The 15503-nt window shown below is 71.6% G+C and carries 16 protein-coding genes; 7 read left to right on the forward strand and 9 right to left on the reverse strand.

Annotation, left to right across the window (positions count from 1 at the left end):
- Window positions 1-42 precede the first annotated feature (42 nt).
- The 4 genes from sigM to trxA all read left to right on the forward strand — a co-directional run bounded on the left by sigM (window position 43) and on the right by trxA (window position 3320).
- Window positions 43-855 (forward strand): RNA polymerase sigma factor SigM, encoded by an 813-nt coding sequence (sigM, locus tag C7C46_RS04205; protein ID WP_110665803.1) that lies wholly within the window; start codon window positions 43-45, stop codon window positions 853-855.
- Complete coding sequence (locus C7C46_RS04210) at window positions 852-1730, forward strand: anti-sigma factor (protein ID WP_110665805.1); 879 nt, start codon at window positions 852-854, stop codon at window positions 1728-1730. The genes sigM and C7C46_RS04210 overlap by 4 nt, the downstream gene beginning before the upstream one ends.
- A gap of 175 nt (window positions 1731-1905) precedes the next feature.
- Window positions 1906-2874, forward strand: coding sequence for a thioredoxin-disulfide reductase (gene trxB, locus C7C46_RS04215; protein WP_110665807.1), 969 nt, complete (start codon window positions 1906-1908; stop codon window positions 2872-2874).
- Between the two features lie 107 nt (window positions 2875-2981).
- Window positions 2982-3320, forward strand: coding sequence for a thioredoxin (gene trxA, locus C7C46_RS04220; RefSeq protein ID WP_110665809.1), 339 nt, complete (start codon window positions 2982-2984; stop codon window positions 3318-3320).
- An 85-nt stretch (window positions 3321-3405) separates the two neighbouring features.
- Here the strand turns inward: trxA and C7C46_RS04225 are convergent, their stop codons facing one another.
- The 9 genes from C7C46_RS04225 to rpmH form a co-directional block, all read right to left on the reverse strand.
- Window positions 3406-4014 (reverse strand): GNAT family N-acetyltransferase, encoded by a 609-nt coding sequence (locus tag C7C46_RS04225; protein ID WP_110665810.1) that lies wholly within the window; start codon window positions 4012-4014, stop codon window positions 3406-3408.
- Window positions 4015-4147: 133 nt separating this feature from the next.
- Window positions 4148-5218 (reverse strand): ParB/RepB/Spo0J family partition protein, encoded by a 1071-nt coding sequence (locus C7C46_RS04230; protein WP_110665812.1) that lies wholly within the window; start codon window positions 5216-5218, stop codon window positions 4148-4150.
- Window positions 5215-6222 carry a ParA family protein gene (locus C7C46_RS04235; protein WP_181442185.1) on the reverse strand — a complete coding sequence of 336 codons (1008 nt, stop codon included), beginning with the start codon at window positions 6220-6222 and terminating at the stop codon, window positions 5215-5217. Before C7C46_RS04235 ends, C7C46_RS04230 begins: the two co-directional genes overlap by 4 nt.
- Window positions 6223-6422: 200 nt before the next feature.
- A complete protein-coding gene (gene rsmG / locus C7C46_RS04240; protein WP_110665915.1) occupies window positions 6423-7193 on the reverse strand; it encodes a 16S rRNA (guanine(527)-N(7))-methyltransferase RsmG in 771 nt (256 codons plus the stop codon).
- Window positions 7194-7363: 170 nt separating this feature from the next.
- Window positions 7364-7891 (reverse strand): Jag family protein, encoded by a 528-nt coding sequence (locus C7C46_RS04245; protein ID WP_110665814.1) that lies wholly within the window; start codon window positions 7889-7891, stop codon window positions 7364-7366.
- A 72-nt stretch (window positions 7892-7963) separates the two neighbouring features.
- On the reverse strand, window positions 7964-9130 hold the full coding sequence (gene yidC / locus C7C46_RS04250) for a membrane protein insertase YidC (RefSeq protein WP_110665816.1): 1167 nt from the start codon (window positions 9128-9130) through the stop codon (window positions 7964-7966).
- 3 nt (window positions 9131-9133) lie between these two features.
- A complete protein-coding gene (gene yidD / locus C7C46_RS04255) occupies window positions 9134-9451 on the reverse strand; it encodes a membrane protein insertion efficiency factor YidD (protein ID WP_110665818.1) in 318 nt (105 codons plus the stop codon).
- On the reverse strand, window positions 9448-9885 hold the full coding sequence (gene rnpA, locus C7C46_RS04260; protein ID WP_110665819.1) for a ribonuclease P protein component: 438 nt from the start codon (window positions 9883-9885) through the stop codon (window positions 9448-9450). The genes yidD and rnpA overlap by 4 nt, the downstream gene beginning before the upstream one ends.
- A 19-nt stretch (window positions 9886-9904) precedes the next feature.
- A complete protein-coding gene (gene rpmH, locus C7C46_RS04265; RefSeq protein ID WP_110665821.1) occupies window positions 9905-10042 on the reverse strand; it encodes a 50S ribosomal protein L34 in 138 nt (45 codons plus the stop codon).
- 381 nt (window positions 10043-10423) lie between these two features.
- Between rpmH and dnaA the strand changes: the two genes are divergently transcribed.
- The 3 genes from dnaA to gnd all read left to right on the forward strand — a co-directional run bounded on the left by dnaA (window position 10424) and on the right by gnd (window position 15486).
- Window positions 10424-12328 (forward strand): chromosomal replication initiator protein DnaA, encoded by a 1905-nt coding sequence (gene dnaA / locus C7C46_RS04270; protein ID WP_110665823.1) that lies wholly within the window; start codon window positions 10424-10426, stop codon window positions 12326-12328.
- Between the two features lie 1001 nt (window positions 12329-13329).
- Window positions 13330-14466: a DNA polymerase III subunit beta gene (dnaN, locus tag C7C46_RS04275; protein ID WP_110665825.1), complete on the forward strand. Its 1137-nt coding sequence runs from the start codon at window positions 13330-13332 to the stop codon at window positions 14464-14466.
- 144 nt (window positions 14467-14610) lie between these two features.
- Window positions 14611-15486, forward strand: coding sequence for a phosphogluconate dehydrogenase (NAD(+)-dependent, decarboxylating) (gnd, locus tag C7C46_RS04280; RefSeq protein WP_110665827.1), 876 nt, complete (start codon window positions 14611-14613; stop codon window positions 15484-15486).
- Window positions 15487-15503: the final 17 nt, after the last annotated feature.

The following is a 15503-nucleotide window of genomic DNA, read 5'->3' on the forward strand; positions in this document are numbered from 1 at the left end:
GACCGTGCGGTGTGGTCCGACGGCCCCGGAAGGTGTGGGCGGATGGCAGAACCGGCAGGACCAGGGGCACAGGCGCCCACCCCGACCGAGGGGCTCGGCGACGCCGAGCTGCTCGCCCGGCACGTGGCCGGTGACCCGACGGCCTTCGGCCTGCTGGTGCACCGGCACCGCGACCGGCTCTGGGCGATCGCGCTGCGCACCCTGGGCGACCGCGAGGAGGCCGCGGACGCACTGCAGGACGCGCTGATCTCGGCCCTGCGTTCGGCGGGCTCCTTCCAGGGCCGCTCGGCGGTCACCACCTGGCTGCACCGGATCGTGGTCAACGCCTGCCTGGACCGGGCCCGCCGGGCCGCCGTGCGCCGGGCCGGGTCGCTGGACGAGCAGCCGCAGGCGCTGGACACCCTGGTACCGGCGGCCGAGCCGGCCGAGAGCCTGGTGCTCCGCCAGGAGCTGCGCCGCGAGCTGGGCGCGGCGCTGGCCGAGCTGCCCGCGGACCAGCGCGCCGCCCTGGTACTGGTGGACATGCAGGGCTACTCGGTGGCCGAGGCGGCCGAGCTGCTGGGTGTTCCGGTGGGCACCGTGAAGAGCCGCTGCGCCCGCGGCCGGGCCCGGCTGCTGCCCCTGGTGCGCCACCTGCGGGGTCCGGGCGCCGACGATGTTTCACGTGAAACGCCGGCACCGGGAACGCCGACGCCGAGAACCTCGGCCCGGAGCACGGCCGCCGCCGGCGCGGTTTCACGTGAAACACCGTCGGGCGCACCACCACCACGGAACCGGAGAGCGGGCGGATCCGTCCCATCCGCAGCCGTCCCCGCGCCGGAGTCGAGCAAGGAAGGAGGTGCGATCGACCGATGACGAAGCACACCCCCGGAGCCACCGAGCCGGCCGCGGCGTCGCACCCCTCCGCCGAGCAGCTGGCCGACCTGGCCGAGCAGCTGCTGCCGGCCGCCGAGGCGGCCGAACTGGACACCCACCTGGCCGGGTGCGCCGAATGCGCGGACACCCTGGCCGCGCTGGACGAGCTGCGCCTGCTGCTGGGCCAGGACTGGGTCGGACCGATGCCGCCCGAGGTGGCGCTGCGGATCGACGCCGCGCTCGCCCTGGCCGCCACCGAGGCCCTCCCCGGGCCCGGAGCGCCCGGCACCCCGGCAACCGCCCCGCGCCCCGCCCCGGCCGCTCCCCCGGCCCGCCGCGACCGCGCCACCGGCCCGGCCGGCCGCTCCCGGGCCCGCCGCCGCGGCCTGCTGGTGTTCGCCGCCACCGCGGTGGCGGGACTCGGCCTGGTCTCGTCCGCGATGCTCGGCCTCTTCGCCGGCCACGACCAGGCGACCGGCTCGAGTGCCAGTGCCGCCCGCCCGGCCGACACCGGCGCGCCGGCCCTGCGGCCGGCCACCGGAACGCAGTTCAGTGCCGAGGACCTGCCGGCCCAGATCCACCAGTTGCTGGCCGGCTCCTCACCGGGCCCCGGCGCACAGCCGCACCTGAGCACCGCGCAGGGCCCCGACTCGGCCACCGGCGGCCCGCTGCCCCCGTTCTGCGTGCGCGAGTCGGTGGGCGAGCACCAGGACGAGTCACCGCTCACCGTGGCGCACGGCAGCTACGCCGGCGCGCCGGTGGACGCCTACGTCTACCGCAGCGCCGCGGACCGGCTGGACGTCTTCCTGGTCACCCCCGGCTGCACCACCTCCCCCGCCCCGGTGCTGCTGCGCCAGCAGGTCCCGGCGAGCTGACCCGGGCCGCCGCACGCCCCGTCAGCTCCGGGAACGCTGTCGGGGCGCCCGAGGGGTGGGCCGCGCTGCCCCTGCCGCAGGGAATGCGGGACACTGGGCAGTCGTTGACCAGGGCGGCGGCAAGGTCGCCGTCCTCCCCGCGTGGCGCGGGCCGCGATGCCAACCAGGAGATGCAGTGAGCGACGTCCGTAACGTGATCATCATCGGTTCCGGCCCGGCCGGCTACACGGCCGCGCTCTACACGGCGCGGGCCTCCCTCCAGCCGCTCGTCTTCGAGGGCGCGGTGACGGCGGGCGGTGCCCTGATGAACACCACCGAGGTCGAGAACTTCCCCGGCTTCCGGGACGGCATCATGGGCCCCGAGCTGATGGACAACATGCGCGCCCAGGCCGAGCGCTTCGGCGCCGAGCTGATCCCCGACGACGTGGTCGCGGTCGACCTCTCGGGTGACATCAAGACGGTCACCGACTCCGAGGGCACCGTGCACCGGGCCCGCGCCGTGATCATCACCACCGGCTCGCAGCACCGCAAGCTCGGCCTGCCCCGCGAGGACGCCCTGTCCGGCCGCGGCGTCTCCTGGTGCGCCACCTGCGACGGCTTCTTCTTCCGCGACCAGGACATCGCGGTGGTCGGCGGCGGCGACACCGCCCTGGAGGAGGCGACCTTCCTCTCCCGCTTCGCCAAGTCCGTCACCGTGGTGCACCGCCGCAGCGAGCTGCGCGCCTCCAAGGCGATGCAGGAGCGCGCCTTCGCCGACCCGAAGATCAGCTTCGCCTGGGACAGCGCGGTGGAGGAGATCCACGGCGACCCGAAGCTGACCGGCGTCACCCTGCGGGACACGAACACCGGGGAGCTGCGCGAGCTGCCGGTCACCGGCCTGTTCATCGCGATCGGCCACGACCCGCGCACCGAGCTGTTCAAGGGCCAGCTCGAGCTGGACGAGGAGGGCTACCTCAAGGTGGCGGCCCCCTCGACCCGGACCGGGATCCCCGGCGTCTTCGCCGCCGGCGACGTGGTCGACCACACCTACCGCCAGGCGATCACCGCCGCCGGCACCGGCTGCTCCGCCGCGCTGGACGCCGAGCGGTACCTGGCCCACCTGGCCCACGAGGCCGAGCAGGCCGCGGCCGCGGTCGCCGTCTGACCCGGACCCGCGGTCCGGCCGATCCGCAACCGGGGCGCGAAAGAAATCCGCACTCCCTGTTGTTGTGATCGTCTGAGCGACACTCTCCGCGACCTTAAGGAGCTCCCGTGGCCGGCGCCACCAAGACCGTGACCGACGCGACCTTCGACACCGAGGTCCTCAAGAGTGACAAGCCCGTGCTGGTGGACTTCTGGGCCACCTGGTGCGGCCCGTGCAAGCAGGTGGCCCCGGTCCTGGAGGCCATCGCCGAGGAGTACGAGGGCAAGCTGACCGTGGCCAAGGTCGACGTCGACCAGAACGCCGCCGTCGCCGCCCAGTACGGCGTGATCTCCATCCCGACGCTGAACGTCTACGTCAACGGCGAGTTGGTCAAGAGCATCGTCGGCGCCAAGCCGAAGGCCGCCCTGCTGCGCGACCTGGCGGAGTACCTCCCGTCGGCCGAGTAGGGCGCGACCGGGCATGACGAAGGGGCGGGCCCGCTCGGGCTCGCCCCTTCGTCATGCCCCACTGCCGCGGTGCGGCCGGGTGTGCTCAGAACGGCCGCAGCACCGGCTCCTGCCGCCCGCCGCCCAGCAGCAGCTCCAGCGCGCCCTCCCGCCAGGAGGCGGTGGAGCGTGCCTCCAACCGCAGCCGCGGGTACCGGTGGTGCGGGCGCACCGTCTTGAAGCCGACCGCCAGCAGGTGGTCGGCCGGCAGCAGGCAGCTCGGCCGCTCCAGCCCGGCCGCCCCGAACGCCTCGATCGCCCGGAAGCCGCGCTGCACCAGGTCCTTGGCCACCGTCTGCACCAACACCCGCCCCAGCCCCTGCCCCTGGAACTCCGGCAGCACCCGACTGGTCATCAGCTGGACCGCGTCCGGCGACACCGGGCTGGTCGGGAAGGACTGCGAGCGCGGCACGTAAGCCGGCGGCGCGTACAGCACGAAGCCGGCCGGCTGCTGGTCCACGTAGGCGATCCGCCCGCAGGAGCCCCACTCCAGCAGCACCGCCGAGATCCACCCCTCCTTCTCCTGCTCCGCCTTGCCCCCGTCCACCGCCTCCCGCCCGCGCACCGGGTCGAGCTCCCAGAAGACGCAGGAGCGGCAGGGCAGCGGCAGGTCCGCCAGGTTGTCCAGCGTCAGCGGGACGATCCTGCGACCCATCCGGCACACCTCCTCGTTCGGTTCCCCCGGGGGCCAGGCCCTACCGGACGTCTCCCCCGTACAACGAGAGTGGGTGCATGTTTCACGTGAAACATGCACCCACCACTTCCGTTCTCCCGACCGTTCGACCGCCTCAGCTCTGCGAGAGCCGCAGGCCGTCCTCCCCGGGGGCCAGGCTGTCCAGGATCCGGTTCAGGTCCTCCACCGAGGCGAACTCCAGGACCACCTTGCCCTTGCCCAGCTTCCCGTTGCGCTGCGAGACCTCGACCTTGACCCGGGTCTCGAAGCGGTCTGAGAGGCGACCCGCCAGATCGTTGAAGGCCGGCGAGATCAGTCGGCCAGCCTTGGGGCCGATCGGCCGCCGGGGCTTGTCCTCCTCTTCCTCCTTCATCAGCGCCACGATCTCCTCGGTGGAGCGCACCGAGAGACCCTCCGCGACGATCCGCTTGGCCAGCGCCTCCTGCCGCTCGGCGTCCGGCGCCCCGAGCAGCGCCCGGGCGTGGCCGGCCGACAGCACCCCGGCCGCCACCCGCGGCTGCACCGCGGGCGAGAGCTTGAGCAGCCGCAGCGTGTTGGAGACGTGCGTGCGGGAGCGGCCGATCCGGTCGGCCAACGCGTCGTGGGTGCACCCGAAGTCGCGCAGCAGCTGGTCGTAGGCGGCGGCCTCCTCCAGCGGGTTGAGCTCGGCCCGGTGCAGGTTCTCCAGCAGCGCGTCCAACAGCAGCTTGTCGTCCTCGGTGGCCCGGACGATCGCCGGGATCCGCTCCAGACCAGCCGCCCGGGAGGCCCGCCAGCGGCGCTCGCCCATGATCAGCTCGTACTGCTCCGGGCCGACCTGACGGACCACCACCGGCTGGAGCAGACCCACCTCCTTGATCGAGGTGACCAGCTCCTCCAGCTTGGCCTCGTCGAACACCTCCCGCGGCTGGCGCGGGTTGGGGGTGATCGCCTCCAGCGGCAGCTCGGCGAACCGCGCCCCGTCCACCGGAGCCAGCACCTGCTCGGTCACCGCCGCCTTCTCGGCGACCGTGCCGCGCCCGGGCGGCGGCAGCAGCGGCACCGCACTGGGCGACACCGCCGCGGCGCCGGCGGACGCCGGAGCCGGCCGGGTCGGCGCGGCGATGGCGGGCCCGACGGCCGCCGGCGAAGCGGCCGGCGGGATCAGCGCGCCCAGCCCCTTACCCAGTCCCCTGCGCCCACTCACCGATTGCCCTCCATCGTGCTCTGTTCTGCCACCGGCGACGCCTGCGCGCCGATGGTGTGGCGATGCTGGCCGACCGCGTCCAGCGCCTCGGCGGCGGCCTGGGTGGAAGCGGCCGGCCCGGCCTGGCCCACCGCGCGCAGTGCCAGCTCGCGGGCGGCCTCCAGGTAGGAGAGCGCCCCGGTCGAACCCGGGTCGTAGGTCAGCACGGTCTGCCCGTAGCTGGGCGCCTCGGAGACTCGGACCGAGCGCGGGATCGCGGTGCTCAGCACCTCGGTGGTGAAGTGGTTGCGCACTTCCTCCGCCACCTGCGAGGCCAGCCTGGTCCGCGCGTCGTACATGGTGAGCAGGATCGTCGACACGTGCAGCACCGGGTTCAGGTGGGCCCGGACCAGCTCGACGTTGCGCAGCAGCTGCCCCAGGCCCTCCAGTGCGTAGTACTCGCACTGGATCGGGATCAGCACCTCCTGGCCGGCCACCAGGGCGTTGACCGTCAGCAACCCCAGCGAGGGCGGACAGTCGATCAGGATGTAGTCCAGCGGCTGCTCGTAGGCCTGGATCGCGCGCTGCAGCCGGCCCTCCCGGGCCACCATGGAGACCAGCTCGATCTCGGCGCCCGCCAGGTCGATGGTGGCCGGGACGCAGAACAGCCCCTCCACCTCGACCACCGGCTGCACCACGTCGGCCAGCGGCTTGCCCTCCACCAGGACGTCGTAGATCGAGGGCACCTCGGCGTGGTGGTCGATGCCGAGGGCGGTGGAGGCGTTGCCCTGCGGATCGAGGTCGATCACCAGGACCCGCAGCCCGTGCATGGCCAGTGAGGCGGCCATGTTCACGGTGGTGGTGGTCTTGCCGACCCCACCCTTCTGGTTGGCCACCACGATCACCCGGGTCGCCGACGGCCTGGGCAGGCCCTCGCCCGCCCGTCCCAGCGCCTGGACCGCAGCCTGGGCGGCCCGCGCTATGGGGGTGTCATCGATCTGCTCGATGGTCTCCGACTCCTGCATGGGGGTCAGTGTTTCACGTGAAACCGGAGCGGCAACAGTCACCGCCTGGCTGCGGGCCAGGATGCCCGAGAGGAGGGAACGACGTTTCACGTGAAACACCATGCCCGCAATGTCGGAAATCTGACGGTGCGACACTCCGGGCGAAAGCAAGAGCCCCTGATCGCACACGGGCGACCAGGGGCTTTGTCGAAAACCGGGGATCAGCGGCGGCGGCGCCCACCGGCCCGGGTCTCGGCCGGGCGACCGCCCGAGCGCCCGGCCCGCGCCGCCTTGGCCCGCCGAGTTGCCGCCTTCACGCCACCGGGACTCTCCCCGGCCTTCACCTGGACCACCCGGGTCGCGGCGCCGAGCGCCCCCTCCCCCACCGGGATCACCGCCCACTCCACCGCGCCCAGCCGGGTCAGCGCGGACCGCGAGTCGGCCAGCTCCTGCTCGGCGGTGTCCCCCTTGAGCGCGAGCATCTGCCCGTACGGGCGCAGCAGCGGCATCCCCCAGCCGGCCAACCGGTCCAGCGGTGCCACCGCTCGGGCGGTGACGATCTGCACCGAGATCTTGCCGACCATCTCCTCGGCCCGGCCGCGCAGCACCGTGACGTTCTCCAGCCCGAGCTCGCGGACCACCTCCTCCAGGAAGGTGGTGCGCCGCAGCAGCGGCTCCAGCAGGGTCACCGAGACGTCCGGACGGGCCAGCGCCACCGGGATGCCCGGCAGCCCGGCCCCCGAGCCCACGTCGCACAGCGTGGCGTCGGGCGGCAGCAGTTCGGAGAGCACCGCGCAGTTCAGCACGTGCCGGTCCCACAGCCGCGGCACCTCCCGCGGCCCGATCAGACCGCGCTGCACACCTGCCGTCGCCAGCAGCTCCGCGTAGCGCTGCGCCGACGGGAACTGCTCCCCGAAGATCTCCCGCGCCGCTGCGGGGGCCTCGGCCAGCCCTGCCACGTCGTCGGGCTCCGCCGCACTCTCCGTCGCCATCTCAGCCTCTCCGCTCACCGAGTCCACCGACCCGCCCACCAGCACCGTTTCACGTGAAACATCCCCCCGCCATTCTCCGGACCCACCCGCCTCAGAACGGTGACCCCGCCCGCACCGACGTGCGAGCGGGGTCACCGTTCAGCAGGGAGTTCGGCTCGCCCGACCGCCGGTCAGCCGGCCAGGACGACGACGAAGCGCTGCGGCTCCTCGCCCTCCGACTCGCTGCGCAGCCCGGCGGCGGCCACCGCGTCGTGGACCACCTTGCGCTCGAACGGGGTCATCGGCCGCAGCTTGACCGGCTCGCCGGTCCGCCTGGCCTCCGCCGCCGCCTTGGCACCCAGCTCGGCGAGCTCGGACCGCTTGCGCGCCCGGAAGCCGGCGATGTCCAGCATCAGCCGGCTGCGCTCGCCGGTCTCCCGATGCACGGCCAGCCGGGTCAGCTCCTGGAGCGCCTCCAGCACCTCCCCGTCCTGGCCCACCAACCGCTGCAGCGAGCGGTCGTTGCCGTCACCCACGATGGACACCAGGGCCCGGTCGCCCTCCACGTCCATGTCGATGTCGCCGTCCAGGTCGGCGATGTCCAGCAGGCCTTCCAGGTAGTCGGCCGCGATATCCCCTTCCTGCTCCAGGCGAGCGAGCAGGGTGTCCGCGGACTCGTCGGCCGGGGCGGCCGGATCGGCGGTGGTGCCTTCCGTCACGGGAGGACTCCGTTTCTGGGAACTGGGGCCCACGGGTACGGGCCGAAATCGACGATCGTGAGGGGGTGCGGGCTAGGACTTCTTCTTCGGCCGCTGGCCGCCCTGCGGCCCTCGCTTGGCGCCGCCGCCCTGCTTGGTCGCCGGACGCTTCGCCGTACCGCCGGCGCCCTTGGCCGCTCCCTGACCGCTCGGCACCGCATCCTGCACCGAGTCGGCATCCGACTCCGCGGGCTCCACCTCGTCGGCCTCGTCGGCCCGCTCGGTGCCCGGCCTGGCCCCGGACTGCTGGCGCTGCGCCTTGGTCTGCTTGCGCGGCTGCTGGCGGCGCACCTGCACCGACTCCTCCACCGCACTGGCCGCCTGCTGCTGGGCCGCGGCCGTCTTGCCGCCGAGGAAGCCGAACATCCCGGTCTTGATCACCGTGCCGTCCGGGTTGAGCCGGCCGGCCGCCTTGAGCCGCACCTGCCGCTCGTCCCAGGCCTTGCTGCCCGGCGTCGGGTTGTTGCGGATCACGACCAGCTGCTGGCCCATCGACCAGACGTTGGTGGTCAGCCAGTAGACCAGCACACCGACCGGGAAGTTGACGCCCATGATGGCGAACATCACCGGGAACACGTACATCAGCATCTTCTGCTGCTGCATGAACGGCGTCTGGACCGACATGTCGACGTTCTTCGTCATCAGCTGGCGCTGGGTGATGAACTGCGACAGCGACATCATGACGATCATCACCGCGGTGACGATCTGCACGTTGAGGTCGTGGCTGCCCCAGAACTTCGCCGACAGCGGGGCGCCGAAGATGTGCGCCTGGTGCGCGCTGTCCAGCAGGCTGCCCTTGATGACACCGATCGGCTTGTGGTTGGCGACCGAGGAGAGGACACCGTAGAGGGCCGTGAAGAACGGCATCTGCACCAGGATCGGGAGACAGCTCGAGAAGGGGTTGGTGCCCGCCTCCTTGTAGAGCTTCATCATCTCTTCGGACTGGCGCTGCTTGTCGTTCTTGTAGCGCTCCTGGATGGCCTTCATCTTCGGCTGGATCGCCTGCATGGCCCGGGTCGAGTTGATCTGCTTCACGAAGAGCGGGATCAGACAGATCCGGATCACGACGACCATCGAGACAATGGCGAGGCCCCAGGCCCAGCCGCTGTTCGGATTGAAGATGTGGCTGTACAGCGAGTGGAACTGGACGATGATCCAGGACACCGCGGTGTACAGGGGGTTCAGGAAGGACCAGGTCACCGGTCAGACTCCTTGAGCATTGGGCTTGGTCGTCGGCTCCGGGAGCACGGCGCTACCGGTCCTGGACTGCACCAGGGCACGCAGCCGCTGATGCCAAACGGGACGCTTGCGCGGTGGTACGTGGTCCACTCCACCCGGGGACCAGGGGTTGCAGCGCAGGATGCGCCAGGCGGTCAGCGCACTGCCCTTCACCGCGCCGTGCGTGCGCACGGCTTCGTAGCCGTAGTGCGAACACGACGGGTAATAACGGCAGACCGGACCGAGCAGCGGACTGATGGTCCACTGGTAGAGCCTGATCAGCCCCATGAACAGGTACTTCATCGCCCTGATCCTGTCGGCCCTGAGCCGGCCTCGCTGGCCGGATCCGTCCGGAGCAACCGCTTGAGCGCGGCATCCAGGTCATGTGCCAGATCCGGGTACGAGGCCGTCGCCGCCGGTGGCAGCGCTCGTACCACTATCAGGCTACCTGCGGGCAACCGGGACATACGTTCGCGTACCAAGTGACGTAGACGACGCTTCACCAGGTTGCGGACGACCGCCGGACCGACCGCCTTGCTCACGACGAAACCCGCACGCGCCGAGGGAGTTCCCTCGGCGTCGTGCGGGTGGGAGTCGCTGTACCCGCCGCCCGGCTCCGCCTGCTCGTCCGCTCTTCGCAGATGGACGACCAGCAGGGGCCGGCCGGCTCGACGGCCGCGTTTCACCGCGGTCGCGAAGTCCTGGCGCCGCCGCAGCCGATTCTCGGAGGGCAGCACTGCAGACCCTGGACGCGGATCAGGCGGAGAGGCTCGCGCGGCCCTTGCCACGGCGGGCCGACAGGATGGCGCGGCCGGCACGGGTACGCATACGCAGCCGGAAGCCGTGGGTCTTGGCGCGACGGCGGTTGTTCGGCTGGAAGGTGCGCTTGCTCACTCGGGGGCTCCTGGGGTGAATCGTAGGATGACGGGTCGTGGCTTGGCCGTCACCGTGCGTCCGCGTGATCTCCCCTTCGTTCCTGGGAAATCCGACCCGGATCCCCAGGTCCGCTGGGGTCCGGGCAATCCACGGCGCCCGTGCTGCGCGCCTTATGTGAAGCGGGGTGACCCGCGGACATGCGGCAGCGGCCATCGACAACTCGACCTCGTTACGGTACGCGGACGGGCACCCGAGGGTCAAACCGGCACCCCAGGAGCCCGATGCCCACAGCCTGTGGACAACAACTTGAATCAGCTCTGCCCGCTGACTACCGTTGCAGGACTTGTCTGGTTTTGTTCATCCCCTCCTATCTGCGGGGGAACGAGAAAGCGTGCACCAGTGGCTGATGTCAACAGCGACCTCGTCCCCGCCTGGGCGAAGGTCGTCGAGCGGCTGGTCAACGACACCTCTGTGGGTGACAAGGACAAGGTCTGGGTGCAGCGCACCCAGCCGATGTGGATGATGCACGACACCGCACTGCTGGCCGCCCCGAACGAGTGGGCGAAGCAGGTGCTGGAGGGCCGGCTGCTGCCGCAGCTGACCGACGGGCTGAGCCAGCAGTTCGGCCGCCCGGTCCGGATCGCGGTGATGGTGGACGCCAACGCGGCGCCCCCGGGGCCGACCGCGCCCCAGCCGCCGGCTCCCGGCCCCGCTCCCGTCGAACCGGCGCAGCAGTCCCGCCCGGCCGACCAGCCCCAGCAGTCCCAGCAGTCGGCGGCCGAGTACGGTGAGCCGGACTACGGCTACGCCCGCCGCCCGGCCGACTACCCCGAGCCGCAGCCCTACCAGTCCTCGCAGCCGGCGCAGTCCTACGGCGACTACACCGGCTACCAGGAGCCGCGCGACTACGGCCGCCCCGAGGAACTCCCCCCGCCGCCCGCCTACCAGTACCGCGACTGGCAGCCCGCCCAGGAGCCCGCGCCGGGTGGCGGGCAGCCGCCGGCCGGCCGCCCCGGCGCCGAACCGGCCCAGGGCGACCTGTTCGGCGGCGCCTTCGACGCGACGACGGGGGAGCCGCGCCCGCGCGGCGGTCGCCAACTGCCCCCCGCCCGGCGCGACCTGCCGCCGGCCAGGCCCGGGGGCGGGGCCGACCCCGGCCGGTCCGGCCCGCCGAGCGCGCTGCCCGAGCGGGTCGGCGACCGCACCCCGGTACCCGGCGTGCCGGCCCCGCCCGGCGGCCCGGCGCCCGACCTCGGGCGCAAGGACGAGCCGGCCGCCCGGCTCAACCCCAAGTACCTCTTCGACACCTTCGTGATCGGCGCCAGCAACCGGTTCGCGCACGCGGCCGCCGTCGCGGTGGCCGAGGCCCCGGCCAAGGCGTACAACCCGCTCTTCATCTACGGCGAGTCCGGGCTGGGCAAGACCCACCTGCTGCACGCGATCGGGCACTACTCGCGCAGCCTCTTCCCGGGCACCCGGGTGCGGTACGTGAGCTCGGAGGAGTTCACCAACGAGTTCATCAACTCCATCCGGGACGGCAAGGCGGACGCGTTCCGCAAGCGGTACCGGGACATGGACATCCTGCTGGTCGACGACATCCAGTTCCTGGCGAGCAAGGAGTCGACCCAGGAGGAGTTCTTCCACACCTTCAACACGCTGCACAACGCGAACAAGCAGATCGTGCTCTCCTCGGACCGGCCGCCCAAGCTGCTGACCACCCTGGAGGACCGGCTGCGCAACCGCTTCGAGTGGGGCCTGATCACCGACGTCACCCCGCCGGAGCTGGAGACCCGGATCGCGATCCTGCGCAAGAAGGCGATCCAGGAGCGGCTCAACGCCCCCGCCGACGTGCTGGAGTTCATCGCCTCCCGGATCACCCGCAACATCCGCGAGCTGGAGGGCGCGCTGATCCGGGTGACCGCCTTCGCCAACCTGAACCGCTCGCCGGTCGACCTGGAGCTGGCCGGGATCGTCCTCAAGGACCTGATCCCGGGCGGCGACGAGGACGCCGGGCCGGAGATCACCGCGCAGGTCATCATGCAGCAGACCGCGGCCTACTTCGGCCTCACCGTCGAGGACCTGTGCGGCTCCTCGCGCAGCCGGGTGCTGGCGACGGCCCGTCAGATCGCCATGTACCTGTGCCGCGAGCTCACCGACCTCTCGCTGCCGAAGATCGGCGCCCAGTTCGGCGGCCGCGACCACACCACGGTGATGCACGCCGACCGCAAGATCCGCTCGCTGATGGCCGAGCGCCGCTCGCTCTACAACCAGGTCACCGAGCTCACCAACCGCATCAAGAGCTAGCCGCGGGAAGGCCGTTGAGGGCCCGTCACCACCCCGACCGGGGGTGGGGCGGGCCCTTCGCCGTTCCCGGGCCCCGCCGCGGCGGGCGGCCCACGGCCGGCGGTTGAGGCCGGCCCGCGGAGCGGGTCGGGGCCGGGTGGATCGGGTGTGTAGCGCAGGACGGGCCGGGGAAGGCTTCCCGCTGACGCTCCACCAGGGGCCGGGCTATTTCGCACATCTGAGCATCTATTCGAACGATGCCGCGCCGCCCGGCCGTTCTCCACAGGTTTCGGTGCTTTCTCCCGTCCACACCCTGGAGAGTTCGGAGTTATCCAGAATTCCTCCACAGGCAGCCGGACGCTACGCTCTTCGGCGCAGGTCAGACCCCTGTGGACTTGTGCACAACAGTTATCCACAGGGTGTGGACAGTTGGCGCCCCGTCAGCTGCCCCGGCTGGTTGTCCACCGGTCATCCCCAGGCTCGGGGCTGTTATCCCCAGCTTTTCCACAGCGGTATCCACTGTTCGACAACGGAAAGCCCCGGTTCATCAGCCGGTGTGAAAGGCGTCACGTGATGTTGCCCAGGGCCCCGTGGATAACCCGGCCCGTAGCTGGGGACGATGCTGGGGATAACCTGTGGATACTCAGCGTGCCCTGTAGATAACGCTCCGCTGTCCACAGCAGGGCCGAGTTATCCACCGGCTCGGTCCACACCCCTTGTGGACAAAAAACCTGGGTTGACCTGCGGAAACAAGGTTATCCACGGTATCCACAGGCCCTACTACTACCGCTACACCTAGAGACCAGTCGATGCGCTCAACAGCGGGGTGGGCCGAAATCTGTGGACAACCGGATCCCGACACCTGTTCGCCCCAGTTGCGCCCATCGGCCTCGGCTGTCGGCGGAGTGCGTCAGACTGTCCTCGGCACACCGCGACGGAGGTCCGTCGGGCCGGGTGCCCAGAAGCCAGCAAGCAGCACTGCACGAGCAGCAGCGACAGCAGGACCCAGGAGGCGGTGACCGGTGAAGTTCCGGGTGGAGCGTGACGTCCTCGCGGAGGCGGTGGCCTGGGCTGCCCGCAGCCTCCCGGCGCGGCCCTCGGTGCCGGTGCTGGCCGGCCTGCTGCTGACCGCCCAGGACGGCAGCCTGGCCCTGTCCGGCTTCGACTACGAGGTCTCGGCCCGGGTCGAGCTGGAGGCCGAGGTCGAGGAGTCGGGCACCGTGCTGGTCTCCGGCCGGCTGCTGAACGACATCTCGCGCAACCTGCCCAACCGGCCGGTCGAGATCTCCACCGACGGCCAGCGGGTCAGCGTGGTCTGCGGCAGCTCCCGGTTCACCCTGCCCACCCTCCCGGTGGACGAGTACCCGTCGCTGCCCCAGATGCCCAGCGCCACCGGCACGGTGGCTGGCGAGGTCTTCGCCACCGCCGTCAGCCAGGCCGCCGTGGCCGCGGGCCGGGACGACACGCTGCCGGTGCTGACCGGTGTCCGGGTCGAGATCGAGGGCGACCGGATCACCCTGGCCGCCACCGACCGCTACCGGTTCGCCGTGCGCGAGCTGCTCTGGAAGCCCGAGCAGCCGGACATCTCCGCGGTCGCCCTGGTCCCCGCCCGCACCCTGCAGGACATCGCCAAGTCCCTGGGCAGCGGCGACACCGTCTCGATCGCGCTCGCCTCCGGCGGCGCCGGCGAGGGCCTGATCGGCTTCGAGGGCGCCGGCCGTCGCACCACCACCCGGCTGCTGGAGGGCGAGTTCCCCAAGTTCCGCAGCCTCTTCCCCAAGTCCGAGGACTTCAGCGCGGTCGCCGCGGTGCAGACCCAGCCGTTCCTGGAGGCGCTCAAGCGCGTCTCGCTGGTGGCCGAGCGCAACACCCCGGTCCGGCTCAACTTCGAGCAGGGCGTGCTGACCCTGGAGGCCGGCTCCGGCGACGACGCCCAGGCCACCGAGCGGATCGACGCCGACCTCGAGGGCGACGACATCTCGATCGCCTTCAACCCCGGCTACCTGGAGGAGGGCCTCAAGGCGGTGGACGCCGCCTTCGCCCAGCTCTCGTTCACCACCCCGACCAAGCCCGCGCTGCTCTCCGGCAAGCCCGCGCTGGACGCCGAGGCGGACGAGGCCTACCAGTACCTGATCATGCCGGTCCGCCTCTCCGGCTGAGCCACCCGCCGGGCCCCGCCCGGACCTGACGCTCCCGGTGTCCACGCCATGCTCCACAGCCTGTGGACACCGGGCGCGGCGTAGGCTCTTGTGTCGCGGCAACGGCGCCGCCGTCAGGCACGACACCACAGGTAAGGACTTGTCATGGAGCTCGGCCTCATCGGTCTCGGCAAGATGGGCGGCAACATGCGCGAGCGCATCCGCCGCGCCGGCCACACCGTCATCGGCTACGACCGCAACCCTGACCTCGCCGACGTCTCCAGCCTCCAGGAGCTGGTCACCAAGCTCCAGGGGCCCCGGGTGGTCTGGGTGATGGTCCCGGCCGGCGCCCCCACCCAGGCGACCGTCGAGGAGCTGGCCGAGCTGCTCTCCCCCGGCGACATCGTGGTGGACGGCGGCAACTCGCGCTGGACCGACGACGAGAAGCACGCCGAGCTGCTGGCCGCCAAGGGCATCGGCTTCGTCGACTGCGGCGTCTCCGGCGGCGTCTGGGGTCTGCAGAACGGCTACGCGCTGATGTACGGCGGCGAGGCCGCGGACATCGCCCGGGTCCAGCCGATCTTCGACGCGCTGAAGCCGGAGGGCGAGTTCGGCGCGGTGCACGCCGGCAAGGCGGGCGCGGGCCACTTCGCCAAGATGGTCCACAACGGCATCGAGTACGCCATGATGCAGGCCTACGCCGAGGGCTGGGAGCTGCTCGAGGCGGTGGACAGCGTGACCGACGTCCGGGAGATCTTCCGCTCCTGGAAGGAGGGCACCGTGATCCGCTCCTGGCTGCTCGACCTGGCGGTCGACGCGCTGGACAAGGACGAGCACCTGGGCAAGCTCAAGGGCTACGCCGCCGACTCCGGCGAGGGCCGCTGGACCGTCGAGGCCGCGATCGACCACGCGGTGCCGCTGCCGGCCATCACCGCCTCGCTGTTCGCCCGGTTCGCCTCCCGGCAGGACGACTCCCCGCAGATGAAGATGATCGCCGCGCTGCGCAACGAGTTCGGCGGCCACGCGGTCGAGTCGAAGTAACCACCACTCAGAAGGCG

The organism is Streptomyces tateyamensis, from assembly GCF_003205575.1.
In the GTDB taxonomy this organism is placed as follows: Bacteria; Actinomycetota; Actinomycetes; order Streptomycetales; family Streptomycetaceae; genus Kitasatospora; species Kitasatospora tateyamensis.